Annotated in this window: 16 protein-coding genes, 2 pseudogenes and 1 riboswitch; of the genes and pseudogenes, 9 read left to right on the forward strand and 9 right to left on the reverse strand. The window is 72.8% G+C overall.

The window, feature by feature from the left end; genetic code table 11:
- The first annotated feature begins 389 nt into the window (after nucleotides 1-389).
- Entirely contained in the window at nucleotides 390-821 is a 432-nt protein-coding gene (locus JGS22_RS10785; RefSeq protein ID WP_211041429.1) for a PPOX class F420-dependent oxidoreductase, read from the forward strand.
- A gap of 73 nt (nucleotides 822-894) precedes the next feature.
- On the opposite strand, the gene JGS22_RS10790 is transcribed toward JGS22_RS10785, so the two are convergent.
- The 3 genes from JGS22_RS10790 to JGS22_RS26815 form a co-directional block, all read right to left on the reverse strand.
- Complete coding sequence (locus tag JGS22_RS10790) at nucleotides 895-1209, reverse strand: DMT family transporter (protein ID WP_211041430.1); 315 nt, start codon at nucleotides 1207-1209, stop codon at nucleotides 895-897.
- Between the two features lie 10 nt (nucleotides 1210-1219).
- Nucleotides 1220-1287: riboswitch (guanidine-III (ykkC-III) riboswitch) on the reverse strand.
- 106 nt (nucleotides 1288-1393) lie between these two features.
- Entirely contained in the window at nucleotides 1394-3100 is a 1707-nt protein-coding gene (locus JGS22_RS10795; RefSeq protein ID WP_372454302.1) for a protein kinase domain-containing protein, read from the reverse strand.
- A complete protein-coding gene (locus JGS22_RS26815; protein ID WP_372454303.1) occupies nucleotides 3004-3456 on the reverse strand; it encodes a protein kinase domain-containing protein in 453 nt (150 codons plus the stop codon). Before JGS22_RS26815 ends, JGS22_RS10795 begins: the two co-directional genes overlap by 97 nt.
- Before the next feature lie 142 nt (nucleotides 3457-3598).
- Here JGS22_RS26815 and JGS22_RS10800 point away from each other — a divergent pair, with 142 nt between their 5' ends.
- The 6 genes from JGS22_RS10800 (at nucleotide 3599) to JGS22_RS10825 (ending at nucleotide 10860) form a co-directional block, all read left to right on the forward strand.
- Nucleotides 3599-4288: a formylglycine-generating enzyme family protein gene (locus JGS22_RS10800; RefSeq protein WP_236073114.1), complete on the forward strand. Its 690-nt coding sequence runs from the start codon at nucleotides 3599-3601 to the stop codon at nucleotides 4286-4288.
- 337 nt (nucleotides 4289-4625) lie between these two features.
- Complete coding sequence (locus JGS22_RS10805) at nucleotides 4626-6050, forward strand: glutamate-cysteine ligase family protein (RefSeq protein ID WP_216814937.1); 1425 nt, start codon at nucleotides 4626-4628, stop codon at nucleotides 6048-6050.
- 435 nt (nucleotides 6051-6485) lie between these two features.
- Entirely contained in the window at nucleotides 6486-8051 is a 1566-nt protein-coding gene (gene egtB, locus JGS22_RS10810) for an ergothioneine biosynthesis protein EgtB (protein WP_216814938.1), read from the forward strand.
- Complete coding sequence (locus tag JGS22_RS10815) at nucleotides 8051-8911, forward strand: class II glutamine amidotransferase domain-containing protein (protein ID WP_216814939.1); 861 nt, start codon at nucleotides 8051-8053, stop codon at nucleotides 8909-8911. The genes egtB and JGS22_RS10815 overlap by 1 nt, the downstream gene beginning before the upstream one ends.
- Nucleotides 8908-9897 carry an L-histidine N(alpha)-methyltransferase gene (gene egtD / locus JGS22_RS10820; protein ID WP_211043653.1) on the forward strand — a complete coding sequence of 330 codons (990 nt, stop codon included), beginning with the start codon at nucleotides 8908-8910 and terminating at the stop codon, nucleotides 9895-9897. Before JGS22_RS10815 ends, egtD begins: the two co-directional genes overlap by 4 nt.
- Before the next feature lie 402 nt (nucleotides 9898-10299).
- Entirely contained in the window at nucleotides 10300-10860 is a 561-nt protein-coding gene (locus tag JGS22_RS10825; protein WP_211043651.1) for an SRPBCC family protein, read from the forward strand.
- A gap of 69 nt (nucleotides 10861-10929) precedes the next feature.
- Here JGS22_RS10825 and JGS22_RS10830 read toward each other — a convergent pair whose 3' ends face one another.
- Both JGS22_RS10830 and JGS22_RS10835 read right to left on the reverse strand, forming a co-directional pair.
- Nucleotides 10930-11820 (reverse strand): glycoside hydrolase family 16 protein, encoded by an 891-nt coding sequence (locus tag JGS22_RS10830; protein ID WP_211043649.1) that lies wholly within the window; start codon nucleotides 11818-11820, stop codon nucleotides 10930-10932.
- A gap of 296 nt (nucleotides 11821-12116) precedes the next feature.
- Nucleotides 12117-13148, reverse strand: coding sequence for a rod shape-determining protein (locus JGS22_RS10835; protein WP_211043647.1), 1032 nt, complete (start codon nucleotides 13146-13148; stop codon nucleotides 12117-12119).
- Nucleotides 13149-13279: 131 nt separating this feature from the next.
- Between JGS22_RS10835 and JGS22_RS10840 the strand changes: the two are divergent.
- Nucleotides 13280-13582, forward strand: a pseudogene (locus JGS22_RS10840) (rod shape-determining protein); the annotation flags it as partial.
- Nucleotides 13582-13896 (forward strand): annotated as a pseudogene (locus JGS22_RS10845) (ABC transporter ATP-binding protein); the annotation flags it as partial. The pseudogenes JGS22_RS10840 and JGS22_RS10845, both read left to right, overlap by 1 nt.
- A 120-nt stretch (nucleotides 13897-14016) precedes the next feature.
- On the opposite strand, the gene JGS22_RS10850 reads toward JGS22_RS10845, so the two are convergent.
- From JGS22_RS10850 to JGS22_RS10865, 4 genes are all read right to left on the reverse strand, one after another.
- Nucleotides 14017-15909 (reverse strand): ABC transporter ATP-binding protein, encoded by a 1893-nt coding sequence (locus JGS22_RS10850; protein WP_211042777.1) that lies wholly within the window; start codon nucleotides 15907-15909, stop codon nucleotides 14017-14019.
- 166 nt (nucleotides 15910-16075) lie between these two features.
- Nucleotides 16076-17107 (reverse strand): DUF3048 domain-containing protein, encoded by a 1032-nt coding sequence (locus tag JGS22_RS10855; RefSeq protein ID WP_211042779.1) that lies wholly within the window; start codon nucleotides 17105-17107, stop codon nucleotides 16076-16078.
- Nucleotides 17108-17445: 338 nt separating this feature from the next.
- On the reverse strand, nucleotides 17446-18678 hold the full coding sequence (locus JGS22_RS10860; RefSeq protein WP_308405611.1) for a PP2C family protein-serine/threonine phosphatase: 1233 nt from the start codon (nucleotides 18676-18678) through the stop codon (nucleotides 17446-17448).
- Between the two features lie 301 nt (nucleotides 18679-18979).
- A complete protein-coding gene (locus JGS22_RS10865; RefSeq protein ID WP_216815081.1) occupies nucleotides 18980-20533 on the reverse strand; it encodes a glycerol-3-phosphate dehydrogenase/oxidase in 1554 nt (517 codons plus the stop codon).
- Nucleotides 20534-20540 lie beyond the last annotated feature (7 nt).

A 20540-nucleotide genomic window follows, 5' to 3' on the forward strand; every position in this document is an offset into this window, starting at 1 on the left:
ATCGTCTTGGGAACTCCGGATCGCGAACAGCCGTCCGCCGCAACGGAGTCGGGGCCAGGCGTACGGGGCCACCGCGCCTCGTCGCGCCCGCCCGGCGGGCCGAGTCCGCGTCCGTCCGGCGGGGAGAACTCGGCCCGCACGGGTCTGCGTCGATCGTGGGCCCGCGGGGGACGAACAGGTACAACGGGAGGGCGCTGAACCGAGTAGCGGTCCTGCCGGACTCGGCCTCCGAGGGGGCAGCGCCCGGCCCCGCCCCGCGCGTCACCGACCCAGCACCAGGCACCAGCACCGACCAACCCAGCACCGACCACCCAGCACCGACCACCCAGCACCAGCCGCCCCGCACCACCAACTGAGCACCACTGCACCCGAGATGAAGGAGCCGATCCGTGGGAAGCCCCGCGTTCGACCCCCGCACACTGCTCGCCGAGAGCCGACTCGGCGTTCTGGCCACCATCAAGGCGGACGGCCGTCCGCAGCTGTCGCCCGTGATGCCGTACTACGACCCCGCCTCGAACACGCTGTACGTCTCCCTGACCGACGGGCGGGCGAAGACGGCGAACCTGCGCCGCGACCCCCGCGTCACCCTGGAGGTCACGGCTCCGGACGGCGGGTCGTGGGCCACCGCCGAGGGCGTCACCACGCTCACCGGCCCGGGGCAGGACCTGGACAGCTCCGAGGTCGACGCGCTCGTCGAGTACTACCGGCGTGCCTCCGGCGAGCACCCGGACTGGGCGGAGTACCGGGCGGCGATGGTCGCCGAGCGCCGCGTACTGATGTCGGCGACCGTCGACCACATCTACGGTCGGCGCCTCAACTGACGTACTTACAGGGGCAGTTGGCGGTCCGCGGCGGGACGACACGCGGCCCGCCGCGGACCGATCGGCCAAGGGGTCAGTGGACGGCCTTCAGCCCGACCACACCGCCGATGATCAGGGTGAGGAAGAGCACCTTCGCCGCGGAGATCGACTCCTGGCCGGTCGTCATCGCGTAGACGACCGTCAGCACCGCGCCGATACCCACCCACACCGCGTAGGAGGTGCCCACCGGCAGTTCGCGCATCGCGTACGCAAGTCCGCCCATGCTCGCGGTCAGCGCGGTGAAGAAGAGGACCGAGGGGCCGAGCCTGCTCAGCCCCTCCGACCTGCCGAGGGCGGTCGCCCACACGGCTTCCAGGACACCCGAGACCACCAGAACGAGCCACGACATCACAGCCTCCAACGGGCCGTCTTGTCGCACACCGGGTACGGCGCCCCTCGTCCGGAAGCCACCGTCGCGGGGCTCCCCGCCACGTTCTCACACCAGCCGCCGGGCCGGGGATCGCCGCCCGTGCACGGGCGGATGCGGTGGTCGGGGGCGTCCGCCGGTCTGCGGTCCGGCGTTCGTGGGGCGGTCAGCCGCGGTTGTAGGCCTGCCCGTCGGGGAAGCTGGTCCAGCGGGTGAGCTGGCTGCCGTCGTGCATGTAGGACTCACTCGCCCTGTCCGTGCAGTTGGTGGCCGCCTGCTCGCCCTTCTCGATCACCTTGAGCGGTCCGACGACCAGCCGTTTGCCGCCCTCGCTCATCTGCGTGAGGTTTCCGGCCCGTACGCATCGTCGGGGGCCCGTGTTGTCGGTCGTGATCACGGCGCGCTGGCCCTTGGACGCGGACCGGATCTCGATGATGTGGGGGAACGGGCCGAAGTGCGTGAAGCGCGTCCAGGTGCCGACGAAGCTCCCCGGCACTCCACCGCCGGGGTTCGGCGGCTTGTCCGCCCCTCCGCCCGCGCCGCCACCGTTGCCGGAGCCACCGGAGCCACCGGATCCACCTCCTCCGCCGGAGGCCGAACTCCCTTCGCCCGTACCGCCGTTGCCGGAGTCAGCCCCGTCGCCGCCCTTGCCGTCGGCGCCGTCCTTGCCGTCCTTGCCGTCCTTCGCGTCCTTGTCCTTCGCGTCGTCCTTGTCGTCGTCCTTGTCCTTGTCCTTGTCGCTCTTGCCCTTGTCCTTGTCGTCCTCGGAACCCTCGGTGTCGCCGTTCTCTCCGGGGTCGGAGGGGTCCGAGGGACCGGAGGGTGCGGCCCGGCCGTCCCGTCCGGTGTCGCCGTCCCGGAAGTGACCGAAGTACGCGGTGCTGCCTCCGATGGCCAGAACGAGGACGACGGCCGTGGCGATCAGCGCCCCGCGTCGTCGTGAGGAACCTCGGCGGTCGTCCGGCTCGTCCGTTGCGCCGGCTTCCTCGCCCCCCTCGCCCCCGTCGCCCTCGCCACCGCTTCCGGCGGGTCTGCCTCCGGCTGTCACCCCATCGGGCTGCTCGTCCTCGGGCTCGGCGTTGACGCTTCCGCCCTCGCGCCCGCCGTTCTCCGTGGCGCCCGCGGCTGCCCCCGTCGAGGCGCCGCCCCCGGGCCCGGCACCCGTACCGCCGTCGACCGAGCCCTTCGAGCCGTTCGTCGCCTCCGGGCCGTCGTCCGGGCCGTCGTCCGGGACCGCCTCCGGGTTCGCTTCCGCCTGCGCCGGGGCGGTGCCCGCGCGCTTGTCCCGGGTGCGGATCGGCGCGTTGATCGCCAGCAACTCCGTTGCCCGTTGCGCGAGTTCGCCGACCAATTCGGGCGGCAGCCACAACTGGCCGTCCTCGCCCCACTCCTGTTCCGCGCACTGTGCCAACAGGGCGGCGACCGTGGGGCGTTGGTCGGGGTCCTTGGCGGTGCACCGGGTGATCAGGTCACGCAACGCCTCGTCGTCGACGCCGTCCAGATCCGGCGGTTGTTCGACGATGCGGTACATGACGGCGTGCTGGTTGGTGGCGCCCCTGCCGAAGGGGAGGTTGCCGGTGTTGGCGTAGGCGAGGACGCAGCCGAGGACGAAGACGTCGGCGGGCGGCCCGACGGATGCGCCGAGCACCTGCTCGGGGGCCATGAAGCCCGGCGAGCCGATGACCATGCCGGTGCTGGTGAGCATGGATTCGGCGGAGGGCTGGACGGCGCGGGCGATGCCGAAGTCGATGACGCGCGGGCCCTCGACGGTCAGCATTACGTTGGACGGCTTGAGGTCGCGGTGGATGATCCCGGCGTCGTGGATGCCGCGAAGGGCTTTGAGGAGGCCTTCGGCCAGGGCGCGTGGACGGATTCGGTGGGCAGGGCGCCGTGTTCGCGGATGACCGCTTCGAGCGAGGGCCCGGGAACGTAGGTGGTGGCGATCCAGGGCGGGTCGGCGTCGGCGTCGGAACCGAGCACATCGGCGGTGTGTTCGCCGCCGACCTGCTGCGCCGCGCGGATCTCGCGACGGAAGCGGTCGCGGAACTCCCCGACGGCCGCGTGCTCCTCGTGGACGACCTTGACCGCGGCCAACCGCCCTTCGCCGGAGCGCGCGAGGTAGACGCGTCCCATGCCGCCGGCGCCGATGCGTCCGAGCAGGGTGTACGGGCCGACGGTGTTCGGATCGTGTGCTGCCAGCGCCTGCACACCCCGGTTCGTACGAGCCATCGACATACCGCTGATCCCCTGTTTCCTCGTCGTGCGCCCGGTCACGGCGCCAGTCGTGAGATGCCTCAGAATAGGGGTGGTGGCCGACGGCCCAGTAGGTGTCTTGTACGGGCCCTGCAACAGTTCGACGGATGGAACTCCCTTGCGACAGAAGCGAGTTGACTCCGGCGGGCGGCTGGATCTGATCGCCGTGCCGCCCGGCCGGGTCTTGCTCGCCGACCGGCGGACGCAGCGCACCTGGAGCGTGGACCTGGCCCCGTACGCGCTCGCGGTCCACCCGCTCACCCAGGACGACTACGCACGGCTCACCGGCGAGCGTCCGAGCGCCTCCGCGGGCGGTCGCCTGCCGGTCGAGAGCGTCTCCTGGTGGGACGCGGTGCGCTGCTGCAACGCCCTGTCGGAGGAGCAACGTCTCACCCCCGCCTACCGGTTGGACCCGGAGGCCGAGCAGGCCGACTGGGACGCGGACGCCGACGGATACCGGCTGCCCACCGAGGCCGAGTGGGAGCACGCCTGCCGTGCCGGTACGGACGCCGCCCGCTACGGCGAGCTCGACGAGATCGCCTGGTACCGCGGCAACTCCGGCGAGCGCCCGCACGAGGTCGGCGGTCGGCGCCCCAACGCCTTCGGTCTCCACGACATGCTCGGCAACGTCTGGGAGTGGTGCTGGGACCTTTACGACCCGGAGGTCTACGGCACCTACCGCGTGCTGCGCGGCGGCGGCTGGTTCGACGAGCATTGGAGCTGCCGCGCCTCGGTGCGCAGGCGCAGCCACCCGACGCTCCGGCTGGAGGACGTCGGCTTCCGCCCGGCCCGCAACCTGCCCGCCTGACTCTCCGTCCCGCCCGTACGTACGCCGCACCCGCCGCCGGGCCGCCGTCCGGCCGGTTCCGTCGCCGCGCGGGTCGTCCGCGGCGTGGTTACCGTGGACGGGCGCCCGCCGGGCGGCCCGGTGAACGACGGACGCCCGATGTGGGCGGCATACGGACGTCCGCGGTACGCAGGCGAACGCAGGCGAACGCAGGCGTACGGCGGCGGTATGTCGCGAAACCGACGTTTCGCTTGCCGAGCGGTACGGGCAGGCAGATCTCTGTGCCGTACATCGACGCGAACGCCGTGCGTCGTACCGTGCCGCACGCCTGACCGCCCCCCTCTGCGAGGAGCCGGATATGGACGCCGCGTTGTCAGGAACAGCCGGAACAGCAGGGCCCATCGGTGCGGACACGGTGCTGTCCGAACCCGAGGCCGAGCAGTACATCAACGGAATCTGCTTCAAGACCGGCCCGCCGACCCGGGTGGGGGTCGAGCTGGAGTGGCTGGTGCGCGACCGTGCGAACCCGTCGTCGGTGGTGCCCTCCGAGCGAATCACTCCGGTGCTGGCGCCTCTGTACGCCGCCGACGGGCTCCCCGGCGGCAGCAGGCTCACCAGGGAGCCGGGCGGGCAGCTGGAGCTGAGCAGCGCACCCGGTGAGTCGCTGGGCGACTGCCTGAACCGCACCGCCGCCGATCTCGAACTGCTCCGCGCGGCCCTGGCTCGTGGCGGAGCCCTGCTGCACGGCCGGGGCCTCGACCCGTACCGCACCCCGCCGAGGGTGCTGGACAGCCCCCGTTACCGCGCCATGGAGGCGCACTTCGACCGCGGCGGCCCGTGGGGGCGGGTGATGATGCGGGCCACCGCCGCCCTCCAGATCAGCCTCGACGCGGGCGACGACACCGAGGGGCCGGCCGGCTACCGGCAGCGCTGGCTGCTCGCCCACCGCCTCGGCCCCGTCCTGGTCGCCGCCTTCGCCAACTCGCCGGTGTGGCGCGGCCGTCCGACCGGGTGGGCATCCACGCGGCAGAGCATCTGGGCGCGAATGGACCCGCCCCGCACCCGCCCCGCGCACAGCTCCACGATCGACCGTTCCTCCGCCGAGCAGGCCCCCGCCGACCGTTCCCCGGCCGGCCGGGCGGCTGCGGGGGCGAGCCCCGATCCCGCGGGCGCCACCCGTCCGCCCGCCCCGCGGCCGGACCTCGCCCACTCCTCCGCCTGTCCGCGCGAGCAGTGGACCCGTTACGCGCTGGACGCCTCCCTGCTCTGCCTGCGCGGCGGGCCGGAGGACGGCGGTGGCGCGGACTGGTCGGCGCCACCGCGGCTCACCTTCCGCGACTGGCTGCGCGGGCGGGGCCGGATCAGGCCGCCCACCCGCGCGGACCTCGACTACCACCTCGGCACCCTCTTCCCGCCGGTCCGGCCGCGCGGCTGGATGGAGCTGCGGATGATCGACGCCCAGTACGGCGACGGCTGGATCGCCGCGGCTGCGGTCACGGCCACACTGCTGGACGATCCGTACGCGGCCCGCGTCGCCCACCGCGCACTGGAGGGGCTCGACTCGTCCGACCTGTGGCTGCGTGCCGCCCGACTCGGCCCCGCCGACCCCGAGTTGGGCCCTGCCGTACGGGCCTGCGTTGCCGCCGCCGAGCTGGCGCTGGCCCGCAGCGACCCCGGCGGTACGGCGCACCGGGCGGTGGCCGCGTTCGCCGAGCGCTACTCCGAGCGCGGCCGATGCCCCGCCGACGACTGCCTGGACCAGCTGACGGGAGCCCGCCGATGACGCCCCACGACTCACCCGCCGAGACCGCGCCGCCGGCGGCGGACGTCGAACGCACACGTGACGCCGTACGGGCCTGCGTTGCCGCCGCCGAGCTGGCGCTGGCCCGCAGCGACCCCGGCGGTACGGCGCACCGGGCGGTGGCCGCGTTCGCCGAGCGCTACTCCGAGCGCGGCCCGTACGGCAGGGCCCAACTCGGGGTCGGCGGGGCATCGGCCGCGCTCGGCCGTGCCCGCGACCGCACCCGGGGATCGCGCAGGAGCACCCGAAGCCCGCGCCGAAGTGCCCGACGCGCCGGAAGCGCCCGCCCGCTCCGCGGCGCAGACCGCCCCGCCCCGCGGCGCGGCGCCGGGCTCCGCCCCCGCCCCCGAGCCCGGACGACCGGACGCACCGGACGCACCCGGGGATCGCGCAGGAGCACCCGAAGCCCGCGCCGAAGTGCCCGACGCGCCGGAAGCGCCCGCCCGCTCCGCGGCGCAGACCGCCCCGCCCCGCGGCGCGGCGCCGGGCTCCGCCCCCGCCGAGACCGCGCCGCCGGCGGCGGACGTCGAACGCACACGTGACGCCGTACGGGCCGCGCTCGGCCGTGCCCGCGACCGCACCCGGGCGCTCACCGACTGCCTGGACGACGAGCAACTCACGGCGCAGCACTCGCCGTTGATGTCACCGCTGGTCTGGGACCTCGCGCACATCGGCAACCAGGAGGAGATCTGGCTCGTCCGCGCGGCCGGTGACCGGCCCGCGCTGCGTCCCGAACTCGACGCGGTCTACGACGCGTTCCGCACCCCTCGGGCGGATCGCCCCGCACTGGCGATGCTGTCGCCGGACGAGGCCCGTGCCTTCGTGGACGAGGTCCGACGGCTCTCGCTCGGGATCCTGGCGGACCTTCCGCTGGACGACGAGGACACGCTGACCGCACACGGTTTCCTGCACGCGATGGTCGCCCAGCACGAGCAGCAGCACGACGAGACCATGCTCGCCACCCACCAACTGCGGCGCGGTGAACCGGTACTTCACGCACCGCCCCCGCCCGGCGAGGGCAGCGACGAACCGCTGCCGGCCGAAGTCCTCGTCCTTGGCGGGCCGTTCACCATGGGCACCGACGCCGACCCCTGGGCGCTGGACAACGAACGCCCGGCTCACCTGGTCGAGTTGGGGCCCTACTGGCTGGACACCGCCCCGGTGACCTGCGGTGCGTACCAGGAGTTCGTCGACGCGGGCGGCTACGACGATCCGCGCTGGTGGCAGCCGGAGGGCTGGGCGTACGTGCACCGGGCCGGGCTGCGGGGCCCGCTCTTCTGGCGCGTCGAGGAGGGGCGCACGCTGCGCCGCAGCTTCGGCCGGCTGGAGCCGGTGGCGCAGGCGGAGCCGGTGCTCCACGTCTGCTGGTACGAGGCGGACGCGTACGCCCGGTGGGCCGGCCGGCGGCTGCCGACGGAGGCGGAGTGGGAGAAGGCCGCCCGCCACGATCCGGCCTCGGGTCGTTCGCGCCGCCATCCCTGGGGCGACGAGCCGCCGCGGGAGCGGCACGCCAACCTCAACCAGCGCCATCTGCGACCGGCCCCGGCGGGCGCCTACCCGGCGGGTGCGGCGCCCACCGGAGCACGGCAGCTGCTGGGCGACGTGTGGGAGTGGACGTCCTCGGACTTCACCGCCTACCCGGGCTTCAGGGCCCACCCCTACGCCGAGTACTCCGAGGTCTTCTTCCCCTCCACCGGACCCGATCCGGGCCGCAGCGACGGCGTCGGTCGCTACAAGGTGCTGCGAGGCGGCTCCTTCGGTACGGACGAGGTGGCCTGCCGCGCCACCTTCCGCAACTGGGACCTGCCGATTCGTCGCCAGATCTTCGCCGGATTCCGCACCGCCCGCGACCCCGTCCCTGCCCGCGACCCCGTCCCTGCCCGCGACCCTCGCGCCGACCCCGATCCCCGCCGCGACCCCGATCCCCGTTCCCGTCCCGATCCCCGCGGCGGCAGCGCGGCCGACGAGCGGACCGAGAGCTGATGTGTCGTCATTTCGCGTATCTGGGCCGCGAGTTGCCGCTGACCGAGCTGATCCACCCGCCGCAGGGCCTGTACGAGCAGTCCTGGGCGCCGCGGCAGCAGCGGTACGGCACCGTGAACGCCGACGGCTTCGGCCTCGGCTGGTACCCGCCCCCACCCCCGCCCGGAACAACCGCGACCACGTGGTCCGACGCCGCGCCGCCGGACCATCGCCCGAACGCTGCCGCTCCGCCGCCCGCCCGCTACCGCCGAGCGGTGCCCATCTGGGCCGACCAGAACCTCCCGGACCTGGCCCGCACGGTGCGTTCGCGCTGCGTGCTGGGCGCGGTGCGGGACGCCACGCCCGGCACCAGTCAGGACGAGTCCGCCGCCGCGCCGTACCGGTGCGGGCCCTGGCTCTTCAGCCACAACGGCGCGGTTCCCAGCTGGCAGCGGCTGCCGGACGAGCTCCGACTCCCGCTCTCCGCCGAGGAGTTGCTCTGGATGGAGGCGCGGTGCGACAGCGCGCTCCTCTGGCTGCTGATCCACCGCCGGCTGCTGACGGGAGAGCCGGCCGCCGAGGTGCTGGCCGAGCTGGTGCCCCGTATTGCCGCGCTGCGGCCCGGCGTACGTCTCAACATCCTGCTCACCGACGGCGCGCGGCTCACCGCTGTGCGCCACGGAGACACCCTCTGGTGCCGCTCCGACGCGGACGGGGTGGTGCTCGCCTCCGAACCGGACGCGAGCGCGGGCTGGCGCGAGGTACCGGACCACACGCTCGTGACCGTCGCCCACGACGAGCCGGTGCGGTTCCGCCCCCTCGCCCCCGCCGCCGTGCCGCCCGCCCAGGCAGCTGCCACCGAGAGGACCGCCACGCCATGAATGCATCGAACACCGCACAGCCGCGCTTCTCGCTCAGCCACCGACTGCCCCCGGGCCACCTCGCGGACGCGCTGCGGGCGGACGCGCTCAAGGGGCTCACCTCTGTTCCGAAGACGCTGCCACCCAAGTGGTTCTACGACGCGCGGGGCAGCGAGCTGTTCGAGCGGATCACCGAGCTGCCGGAGTACTACCCGACCAGGGCCGAACAGCGCCTGCTCCAGCGGTGCGCCGGCGAGGTCGCCCAACTGGCCCCGCACACCGCGACGTTGGTGGAGCTGGGCTCGGGTTCCTCACGCAAGACGCGGCTGCTGCTGGACGCACTGCTGGCGCACGGCGCACTCGCCCGGTACGCGCCGCTGGACGTCAGCCCGGACGCGCTGGCCGAGGCCGGGCAGGCACTGTGCCGCGACTACCCCTCGCTGGAGGTCTCCGCCGTCGTCACCGACTACGAGGCCGATCTGACGCCGCCGGGCAGCGGCCCGTACCTGGTCGCCTTCCTCGGCGGCACCCTGGGCAACCTCGACGTCGCCGAGCGCCGTGCCTTCTGCGCCTCGCTGCGCCGACTGCTGACCCCCGGACGCGATGCCCTCCTCCTGGGCGTCGACCTCGTCAAGGACCCGGACGTTCTGGTGCGGGCCTACGACGACAGCCGGGGTGTGACGGCCGAGTTCAACAAGAACGTGTTGCACGTCCTCAACCGGGAGCTCGGCGCGGACTTCGACCCGGACGCCTTCGACCACCGTGCGCGGTGGAACGCGGAGCGGTCCCGGGTGGAGATGTGGCTGCGTTCGCGCGTCGCGCAACGGGTCGTGCTGACCGATCCGCCGCTGCGTGCGGAGTTCGAACGCGGTGAGGGGATGCGGACCGAGATCTCGGTGAAATTCAGCCGGGAGGGGCTGACCGGTGAGCTGGCCGCGGCCGGCTTCGAGGTGCGGCAGTGGTGGCAGGGCGACGGCTTCGGCCTGCTGCTCGCCGACCCGTTCTGACACCCCCTCCGGGCGACCGGTTCGGCCGACAGCGGTGGCGACCCGTTCCCGCCGACCCGTCGCAACTCCGAGCGACCCGTCCGAGCGACCCGTCCGAGCGGGCCCGGGCTACCCGCACCAGGCCCGTCCGAGCGACCGGCCCGGCCCGGCCCACCCGGCGGGCCCGCCCGCAAACCGTTCCGACCGCACTCCGGGCGGCTCGGACGGCCCTGCGGGCGAACCGGTTCGACACCTGACCGGCCGACGGTCCGCACCCCCGTCGGCGGGTCGCTCGAATGGCCGACCCCAAAGGGACATATATCTCATATCCGACCACGCTTGGCTTACCGAGGTACACGCGGGACGGGGAGCCGGGCGTACGGGTCGCAGCCGATCCGACGCCCCGCTCGTAGGAGGTGCCACATGCCGCAGGTGCAGGTCCATGTCTCAATCCCGCTGCCCGTCGACGAGGTCTTCTACTTCCTCGCCGACGGCAGGAATCTGCCACGCTGGCACAGCGGCGTGACGGAGATCAGCCCCGACGGGCCCGAGGAGCCGGACGAGTCCGCGCTGGCCGAACGCCGTGCGTACAAGTACCGCTTCCCCGGTCGTCACCGCAGCTTCCGGCTGGAGTGCTGCGCCTACGAACACAACGTCAGCGTCGGCTACTTGGGCCAGCGCATGTGGACGCCGCTGGGCAGCCAGATGCCGCGCTTCGACTTCCGCGTCTGGCCGCAGGGGACGGGGTGCAGGGTGGGTGTGCAGGTCACCTCGTGGCTGGCCGGCGGGATGGTGATGATGTGGCCGGTCGTCTCGCTGGGGTGGCGTCGCGATCTGCCCGAGGACGTGCAGCGGCTCTACCAGGTGCTCACCGGCACCGAGGAGGGCGCGGACATCGGCTACGAGGCAGGGCCCGTCGCCGTGGCGGCACGGCCACGACGACGGGCTGTCCGGGGCCTCCGGGCGCCCGCGATGCACGGTTGAGCTGCGTGTGCGTCGCGGTCGTCCGGAGGCACTGCGCTCCGAACCTGCCTGACGCGGACTTGGCGCGGACTACTCCGAGCCGCTGACCCGTACGTAGTCGACCACCAGCTCCTGCGGGAGCGGCGTCGAGTCGTCGGGGTCACCCGGCCACAGGCCACCGACGGCGAGGTTCAGGATCATGAAGAACCCCTGGTTGTACACCCACTCCTTGCCGTTCAGATCGGCCGGGGTGCGGGTCTGGAAGACGTTCCCGTCGACCGACCACTCGATCTTGTCGGGCGCCCAGTCGATGGCGAAGGTGTGGAAGTCGTCGGCGAACTGCTGGCCGTCCGGCAGGGTGTAGCTGGAACCGATGCCCTCGCCGCCCGAGTAGCCGGGCCCGTGCAGGGTGCCGTGGACGGTGGACGGCTCGAAACCGACGTTCTCCATGATGTCGATCTCGCCGCAGTACGGCCAGTCGATCTCGCTGAAGCGGTCACCGAGCATCCAGAACGCCGGCCACATGCCCTGGCCGCGCGGGACCTTGATGCGCGCCTCGACCTTGCCGTACTGCGCGGAGAACTTGCCCGAGGTGTTCAGGCGGGCCGAGGTGTAGTCGCAAGTGCCGTACCAGCACTGGTAGTTGGCCGGGTTCTCCTTGCGGGCAGTGATGACGAGATTGCCGTTGCCGTCGAGTGCGGCGTTGTCGTTGCCGCCGGTGTAGTACTGGCGCTCCTGGTTGTGGACGTTGTCGCCGGTCTCCAGCTGCCACTTGGAGCCGTCCACCGCCGAGCCGGCGGAGCCGTCGAACTGGTCCTCGAAGAGGACCTCCATCGGCTTGGCGTCGGCCTTCGGCTCGGGCTCGCCTGCGGCCGGGCCCGCGGACCCGAGCAGCGACCAGCACAGTGCGGCGGCGAGTCCGCCGGTGACCAGCGCAGTGGAGCGCTTCCTGCGTTTGCGTGGGGTGAGCGAAACGGGCATGTCGGTGACCTCGTGTGTGGTGGGGGGAACGCGGGGGAGAGCCGTCTCGCGTACGGCTCGCGCGATCCATGAAGGTACGGACCTTTGCCGGCCCTGTGAGTTAACTGCTTTGAGGAGAGCACGTCAATAACCCGGGCACGGGCTTGTTCGGGGCGAGATTTCGGGCTCGGCGGCCTCCGTCGGCTCCAAGGCTTGAACGCGGGCGCCCCAAAGGCCTGTTGACCTGCGCACGCGGAACGCCCGCCTCCGCTCGGCAGCGGTGGCGGGCGTTCCGCGGGTGGAGCTCGGTCGGATGCTCAGAGAGCCATCGCGTCCAGGTTCAACGGCTTGACCCTGCCCTCGATCAGCGCGGCGAGACCGTTGACTGCCGCGGTCGAGGGGTCCTCGGCGATCTGCACCGGCATCCGCGTCGCCTGCCGCAGCTGCTCGTCGAGTCCCGGCAGCAACGCGCTGCCGCCGGCCAGTGTCACGCCGCTGTCGGCGAGGTCGGCCACGAGATCGGGCGGGCAGCGGTGCAGCACACTGCGGATCGCGTCGACCAGCGAGGTCAGCGGAGCGGCCATCACCTCGCGCACCTCGGCCGGGTCGATCTGCACCTTCCGTCCGAGGCCGGTCGCCACGTCCCTTCCGTGCACGACCGTTCCCTGCGGCGAGTTCAGGCCCCCCGTCGCCACGTCCAGCCGCAGCGTACGCACCGACTGACTGGGCAGCACCAGCTCGTGGTGGTTCCGCAGATGCTGGATGATCGCCTGCTCGATGGTCTCCCCGCCGACCGGCACCTTCGCGGCCGCGACGATCGACCCCATCGACAGCACGGCCACCTGGGTCGCCGCCGCACCGCACAGCACGATCAGGGTCGCCTCCGGCTCCTCCACCGGGAGCCCGCACCCCACCCCCGCCGCGATGAGCGTGTCCACCAGCAGCACTCGTCTGGCGCCCACCCCGGTCAGCGTCTCGATCGCGGCGCGCTGGGCCAGCGGGTCGGCCTCGTGCGGTACGCAGACCGCGGTGCGCAGACGGGGGTTGAGTCGCCAGGACCGTACGGTCTTCTCGCCGACCATCGCCCGCAGCATGCGCTGCGCCATCACGATGTCCACGACCGTGCCGTGGCTGACCGGACGCACGACCCGGATGTGCGAGGGGGTGCGGCCGGACATCCGCTCGGCCGGCGTACCGACCGCGATCAGCGCGCCGGACATCACGTTGACGGCGACGATGGACGGCTCGTCCACGACGAGCCCCGCACCCTTGAGGTGAACCCTCGTCCTGGACGCGCCGAGGTCGACAGCGACGGTGCAGCGGCGCAGTTGGTCTGGGCTGAGATACACGGCGGTCTCCCCGCGGACGACGTCGATCGGTAGGTCTCATCGTCCGGCGGCCGCGCCCCGCCTGCCCGCTCAGCTGGGCCGGACGAGGGGACGTGCGGACACCGATCGACGTCGTCCGCGGGGAGACCGCCGTGTATCTCAGCCCAGACCAACTGCGCCGCTGCACCGTCGCTGTCGACCTCGGCGCGTCCAGGACGAGGGTTCACCTCAAGGGTGCGGGGCTCGTCGTGGACGAGCCGTCCATCGTCGCCGTCAACGTGATGTCCGGCGCGCTGATCGCGGTCGGTACGCCGGCCGAGCGGATGTCCGGCCGCACCCCCTCGCACATCCGGGTCGTGCGTCCGGTCAGCCACGGCACGGTCGTGGACATCGTGATGGCGCAGCGCATGCTGCGGGCGATGGTCGGCGAGAAGACCGTACGGTCTTCTCGCCGACCATCGCCCGGCTCCTGCTGGCACAACCGCGCGTGGTGATCCTCGACGAGGCGACCGCGCACCTGGACTCCACCTCCGAGGCGGCCGTGCAGGAGGCGCTGACCGAGGCCCTGGAGGGACGTACCGCGGTGGTGATCGCACACCGTCTGTCCACCGTGCGCGAGGCGCACCAGATCCTTGTCCTGGAGCAGGGCCGGATCGTCGAACGCGGTACCCACGAGGAGCTGTTGGCGCTGGACGGCCGGTACGGGGAGCTGTACACGACCCAGTTCGCGGGTGCACCGCCCGCACCCACGCCCGCACTGGAACACTGACCCGCCCCCGCCGGCCCGCACCATCGTGACGCCACGGCGCCGCGACGCCGCGACGCCGCGACGCCGCGACGCCGTGGCGCCGTGGCGCCGTGGCGGATGGTGCGGGCCGGCGGGGGCGGGTCAGTGTTCCAGTGCGGGCGTGGGTGCGGGCGGTGCACCCGCGAACTGGGTCGTGTACAGCTCCCCGTACCGGCCGTCCAGCGCCAACAGCTCCTCGTGGGTACCGCGTTCGACGATCCGGCCCTGCTCCAGGACAAGGATCTGGTGCGCCTCGCGCACGGTGGACAGACGGTGTGCGATCACCACCGCGGTACGTCCCTCCAGGGCCTCGGTCAGCGCCTCCTGCACGGCCGCCTCGGAGGTGGAGTCCAGGTGCGCGGTCGCCTCGTCGAGGATCACCACGCGCGGTTGTGCCAGCAGGAGCCGGGCGATGGTCAGACGCTGGCGCTCGCCGCCCGACAGCCGGTAGCCGCGCTCGCCGACGACCGTGTCCAAGCCGTCCGGAAGCGAGGCGATCAGCCCGTCCAGCCGTGCGCGGCGCAGAGCGTCCCACAGCGCCGCGTCGTCCTCCTCGGGTGCCGCGAGCAGCAGGTTCGCCCGGATCGTGTCGTGGAAGAGGTGGCCGTCCTGCGTCACCACTCCGACGGTGCGGCGCATCGACTCCGCGGTCAGCTCGCGCACATCGCGCCCGCCGACGCGTACGGCGCCGCTGTCCGTGTCGTAGAGCCGGGCCGCGAGTTGGGCGATGGTCGACTTCCCCGCGCCCGACGAGCCGACCAGCGCCACCAACTCGCCCGGCTCCGCGCGGAAGTCGATGTCGAAGAGCACCTGCTCGCCGCCCCTGCTGTCCAGCGTCGCGACCTCTTCGAGGGAGGCGAGCGAGACCTGGTCCGCGGACGGGTAGGCGAAGCCGACGGCGTCGAACTCGACCGAGACCGGGCCCTCCCGCACCGGCTCCGCGTGCTCGTGCTCCTCGATCAGCGGCTTGAGGTCCAGCACCTCGAAGACCCGTTGGAAGCTGACGAAGGCGCTCATCACCTCCACTCGCGCCCCGGCCAGTTCGGTCAGCGGGGCGTACAGCCTGGTCAGCAGCATCGCGAGGGAGACCACCGTGCCGGCGGCGAGCGTGCCGTTCAGTGCGAACCAGCCGCCGAGCCCGTACACCAGCGCCAGAGCCAGGGCGGACATCAGCGTCAGCGCGGTCACGAAGTACATCTGGAGCATCGCGCGGCGCACCCCGATGTCCCGTACGCGCCCGGCGCGCGCGGCGAACTCGCGGGACTCCTCGCGGGGGCGGCCGAAGAGCTTCACCAGGGTGGCGCCGGGGGCGCTGAAGCGCTCGGTCATCTGAGTGCTCATGGTCGAGTTGTGGTCGGCGGCCTCACGGCTGAGCTGTGCCAGGCGGGCGCCCATGCGCCGTGCCGGCACGACGAACGCGGGCAGCAGCACCAGGGACAACAGAGTGATCTGCCACGACAGTTGGAGCATCACGACCAGAGTGAGCAGCACCGTGACGATGTTCCCGACCACTCCGGAGAGGGTGTCGCTGAAGGCGCGCTGCGCGCCGATCACGTCGTTGTTCAGCCGGCTCACCAGAGCCCCGGTGCGGGTGCGGGTGAAGAAGGCGATCGGCATGCGCTGCACATGGTCGTAGACGGTCGTCCGCAGATCGAGGATCAGCCCCTCGCCGATGCGTGCCGACAGCCACCGCGTCACCAGCCCGAACCCCGCCTCGGCCACCGCGATCAGCGCGATCAGCGCGGCGACGAGAACCACCACCCGCTGCTCCTCGGAGCCGGTGATCGCGTTGACGACCCGTCCGGCCAGCAGCGGTGTGGCGACCGCGAGCATCGCGGTGACCGTGCTGAACACCAGGAAGAGCCCGATCTGCCGGCGATGCGGCTGGGCGAACCGCCCGATGCGCCGCAACGCAGCACGGGAGAACGGGCGTTGGTCCTCCAGCGCGTGGTTCGCGTTGTAGAGCGAGCTCCACGCGGACATCTCCATCGACATGACTGCCACCTTCGGTTGCCGTTGATGCCACGACGATAGAAGTTGAAGGAAGCTTCAAGTCAAGTCGATTTCGGTGCCGGCACGGCAGCGGCGGTCGCGGCAGGGCGGGCGGGTGCCGGGTGCCGGGGCCGGGTGCGACGTACGGCCCGCCGCCCGCCCGCGGGGCTCAGCGGTCGGCGTACACCACCCAGGTCTGGCCGGCGGCGAACGGCATCCGGCTGCCGTCGGCCAGCCGGTACACGGTGCCGGACTGCGGCGTTGCCCGCTCCCAGCGCGTCTCGTACGCCCGTCCGTTGCGCAGCACCGTGGCGGTGCCCTCGCCGAGGGTCTCGATGTACGGGGTGACGGCGCCGGTGGAGTCGCCGAAATCCGAGTCGCGCATCGTCACCCGCTGGATCACCACCGTCCGTCCGCCCAGCCGCGCTCCCGAGGCGCTCATCGCCGGTTCACCGTCGAAGGAGGCGAGCCAGCGCCGCTGCTTCGGCGACCACTCGAAGGAGGTCCTCGCCGCGTCGTAGCTGACGCTCGCCTGCCGGGTCGGTCGTCCGCCCGCGGGAGCCGGGCCGAAGCGCAGCCCGATGTCCCGGCTCAGACTCGCCCGCGGCGCGAGGTCCAGCACCTTCCTGGACTGCATGAACAGGTTGTGCGGCGAGGGACGGTCCTGGTCGCGGAAGTACGCGTCCCGGTTCTTCTCCTGGGGTACGGGGTACAGCGGCGCCCGCTCGATGTGCGGCTGCAGTTTCTTCTGCACACCGGAGTACGCCAGCGCGGGCCGTCCGAACTGCCGCAGCAGCTCCAGGTCCGACTCCCGGGCGCTGCGCACCGGCCCGGCCACCGGGGCCTGCTCGCTCGCGTAGACGGCCATCAGCCGGCTCATCCCGGCCTCGACCTTCTCCACGTAGACCATGTCGGCCCGTTCGAGACCGACATGGGGCCTGGCGCGGGCGGAGTTGTCGACCTTGAGCGCGAGCACCGGCGCCGGAACGGCGGGCTCGCCGGTGTAGGGGGAGGAGGACCGGAGCGGGGCCGTACCGGCCGACCCGTCCGCCGAGGAGCTGCCGGCGAGGGCGAGCGAGCCGACGAGAGCCAGAGCGAGCGCGAGCACCGCGGAGCGCGGGCGAGGACGCGGGGAGGGCGCGGCGCCGGCCCGCGCGGGGGAGCGGTGCCGGTTGCGGAACCCGGTGGGAGGAGCTGCCATGCCGGTTGCCTTCCGAGACGGTACGCGGGCGCGTACGGGGCTACCGAGGCAGACGTACCGCGCCGGGCCGCCCCTGCCGCACCGGCACCGCCGTCCGCCCGGGGGGCGTCACCCGATCCGGGCGGTGTGCGTCGGGCACCGCCCGGATCGAGTGACGCGCGGAAGTGTCTCGTGCACGGGTGAGGACGAGGAGTGTGCGGGTGGCTGCATGGAGCGCGCGTGCCCGGTGACATCGAGGCCGACCTGCGGTTCGGCCGCCGAACAGGTCCGGCGGGGGCGCCGCTCGGGCGCACGAAAGGCAGCCGAATCGAGACCCCGAGCTGTGCGATCCGGGTGGCCTACGGAGCCGTGCGGCGGGGCGAGGCCTGCCGGATGTCGGCGCCGGAGGCCACCTGTCGCTCGGTCTCTCCTGACCCGTGCCAGTCCAGGCACAGCACCGTGGCGTCGTCCTCCAGCCGACCGTCGACCGCGTCCAGGACCGCGGAGGTGAGCGCCAGCACGGTCTCCCTCGGGTGGAGGTTCCGGGTGCCCTTCAGCACTGCGGCCAGGTCCACCCTCTCCGCGTCCTGCTCGAGCATGCCGTCGGTGAGCATGATCAGGCGGTCACCGGGGCGCAGGTCGAGTTCCTGGACCCGGTGAGGGTGGGGGATGGGCACGGGAAGACCGAACGGCGGGTCCACCTCCAGTGCGACCTCCTCCACTATGCCGTCGCGCATCCGCAGCGGCCAAGGGTGACCCGCGTTGACCAGCCGGGCCTGCCCGGTGTGGAGGTCTACGCGCACCAGCTGCCCGGTGGCGTGGCCCGGCGGGCCGTGGGCGGCCAGCGCCTGGTCGGCCTGCCGGGCCTGTTCGAGGAGGTCCGCGCCGTTGCGGCGGGCGCCGCGCAGGGCGCTCACCAGGATCGTCGCCGCCAGCGCTGCCTCGATGTCGTGGCCCATGGGATCGGTCAGCGACAGGTGGAGTGTGTCGCGGTCGAGCGTGTAGTCGAAGGTGTCGCCGCTGATGCTGTTCGAGGGCTCCATGGTTCCGCACAGCGCGAACTGCGCCCCTTCGCAGGTGAGCGAGGGGGGCAGCAGCTGGTGCTGGATCTCCGCGGCCAGGGTGAGCGGCCTGCTGCGTTTTCCCCAGGTGTAGAGGTCGGTGTAGCGCTGGTTGGCGATCATGATGTACGCCAGGGCGTGAGCGGCCTCGCCCACCGCGTGGACGGTTGCTTCGTCCTGGCCGGTGGGCAGGAGGAGCTCCAGGAGTCCGATGGCGTCGCCGCGGTTGGTGACCGGGCAGATCACCCGTTCGCCCCAGGTTGTCGTTTCGCGGTACAGCTGCTGGGTGCGTACGACGCGCTCGTAGACGCTGCCGTGCAGCTCGATTCTGTCCGCCTGACCCACGGACTCCTGCTGGGAGGCGGTGGTGAGCGGGACTATCGCCCTGCCCGTCAGGTCGACGATGAGGAAGGAGACGCGTGTGGCGCCGAAGCGCCGGAGGAGGTCCTGGGCCACCACGTCGACAGCCTCCACGGGGGCCGCCGTCTCCGCTGCCGTCAGCAGCCGGGAAAGTTCACCCTGATCGTCCACGACGCTGCTCCTTCGAGTCTCCCCTCACACCAGAGTGACGAATGTCGCATCGAGGGGCAAGTGGGTTGGAGAAGGGTATTCCGGGCGGATCGGCGCGTGTCCGGAGGTCGGGAGGCCGGAGGAAGTCCGACTGCAGCGGGGCACGCCGGAGCCACGAGGGTGACGGCCCGGGCCTCGTACGACCGAAGAGGGCCCTCCGCGCCCCGGGCGCCGAGCGGTCTGGAGCACCGGAGTCCCGGGCCGGGACGGCGGGAGCGCGGAGGCCGGTTCGGGACTCCGGTGTGGCGGCCGGTAGGCCGCCCTACCGGCGGAGCAGTTCGCGGGCGATCCGCTCCGCCCGGGTGCGGGCCGTCGCGCCGAGGCCGACGCGGGTACGGCGGTCCAGCAGGTCGGACACGTCCAGCGCGCCCTCGCGGCGCACCGCGTACCGCAGTTCCGCGCCGATCGTCTCCACGCCGTCCGCGACCGGTCGCAGCAGCTCCGGCTCGCCCTCGGCCTCAGCCAGTACGTCGACGGCCTCCACGCCGTACCGGCCCACCAGCCGAGGGGGCGCGGCGACCCGTGCGAGCGTCGGGCGGTCGGCCGCTCCGACCAGCGGCAGCCGCCGGGTGCGGCAGGGTCCGGCCGCGAGGGGGCGGCCCGCCTGCTCCGCCCGGGCGAGGGCGGCGTCCAGGGCGTCCTCGGCCATCCGCCGGTAGGTGGTCAGCTTGCCGCCCACCACCGACACCAGCCCGTCCCGGCCGGTGATCACGGCGTGCTTGCGCGAGACGTCGGCGGTACGGCCGGAACCGCTGTCCAGCAGGGGGCGCAGCCCCGCGAAGGTGCCCAGGAGGTCCTCGCGCGCGAGCGGTTGGTGCAGGGCGGTGTTGAGCGTGGCCAGCAGGAAGTCGATCTCGTCGTCGGTGGCGTGCGGCACGTCCGGGATCTCGCCGGGCGCCTCCTCGTCGGTGAGTCCGACGTACACCCGGCGCTCGGGGGCGGGCAGCGCGAAGACGAAACGGTTCGTCTCGCCCGGCACCGGCACCGTGAGCCCGGCGGTGAGCGGGCCGAACACCTCCTGGGAGAAGACCAGATGGGCGCCCCTGCTCGGCCGCAGCCCGATGTCGGGGGCGACTTGGCCGGCCCAGACCCCGGCCGCGTTGATCACCGTACGCGCGTTCAACTGCGCTGTCTCGCCGGTGAGTTCGTCGCGCAGCACCGCGCCGCCGCCGGTGACGTCGGTGGCGGCGCAGCGGGTCAGCACCCGTGCGCCGTATGCCGCCGCGGTGCGCGCGAGGGCGACCACCAGTCGTACGTCGTCGGAGAGCTGGCCGTCCCAGAACGCCAGTCCGCCGCGCAGACCCGACCGCGCAACCCCGGGGGCGTACTCCAGCACCCGCTCGGCCCGAAGTCGTCGCGAACGCGGCAGGCTGGCGGCGGAGGTGCGGGCGGCGATCCGCAGCGCGTCACCGGCCAGGAAACCGGCCCGCACCAGCGCCGCGTTCGGCCGGCTGACACCCGGCAGCAGCGGCATCACCTGCGGAAGCGCACGGACCAGGTGCGGGGCGGTGTGCTCGATCAGCACACCGCGCTCGACCGCGCTCTCGTGGGCGATCCCCACGCTGCCGGAGGCCAGGTAGCGCAGCCCGCCGTGCACCAGCTTCGAGCTCCAGCGGCTGGTGCCGAAGGCGAGGTCGTGCTTCTCGGCGAGGACGACCGACAGTCCGCGCGAGGCTGCGTCCAGGGCGATGCCGGCACCCGTCACGCCGCCCCCGACGACCAGCAGGTCGACCGGTTCGGTGGCCGGCAGCTCGGACCATTCCCGGCTGCGGCGCGCGGAGTTGAGGTCGGCGGAGTGCGGACGGGCGGTGGTCACGACTCGG

Origin of the sequence: Streptomyces tardus (assembly GCF_018101125.2) — a bacterium.
Classification (GTDB): domain Bacteria; phylum Actinomycetota; class Actinomycetes; order Streptomycetales; family Streptomycetaceae; genus Streptomyces; species Streptomyces tardus.

Excerpts from the sequence above, each read along its gene's own strand:
- JGS22_RS10790 (WP_211041430.1), bottom strand. The coding sequence starts at position 1,209 with ATGTCGTGGCTCGTTCTGGTGGTCTCGGGTGTCCTGGAAGCCGTGTGG.
- JGS22_RS26815 (WP_372454303.1), bottom strand. The coding sequence starts at position 3,456 with ATGGCTCGTACGAACCGGGGTGTGCAGGCGCTGGCAGCACACGATCCG.
- JGS22_RS10805 (WP_216814937.1), top strand. The coding sequence starts at position 4,626 with ATGGACGCCGCGTTGTCAGGAACAGCCGGAACAGCAGGGCCCATCGGT.
- JGS22_RS10815 (WP_216814939.1), top strand. The coding sequence starts at position 8,051 with ATGTGTCGTCATTTCGCGTATCTGGGCCGCGAGTTGCCGCTGACCGAG.
- egtD (WP_211043653.1), top strand. The coding sequence starts at position 8,908 with ATGAATGCATCGAACACCGCACAGCCGCGCTTCTCGCTCAGCCACCGA.
- JGS22_RS10825 (WP_211043651.1), top strand. The coding sequence starts at position 10,300 with ATGCCGCAGGTGCAGGTCCATGTCTCAATCCCGCTGCCCGTCGACGAG.
- JGS22_RS10830 (WP_211043649.1), bottom strand. The coding sequence starts at position 11,820 with ATGCCCGTTTCGCTCACCCCACGCAAACGCAGGAAGCGCTCCACTGCG.
- JGS22_RS10850 (WP_211042777.1), bottom strand. The coding sequence starts at position 15,909 with ATGTCGATGGAGATGTCCGCGTGGAGCTCGCTCTACAACGCGAACCAC.
- JGS22_RS10855 (WP_211042779.1), bottom strand. The coding sequence starts at position 17,107 with ATGGCAGCTCCTCCCACCGGGTTCCGCAACCGGCACCGCTCCCCCGCG.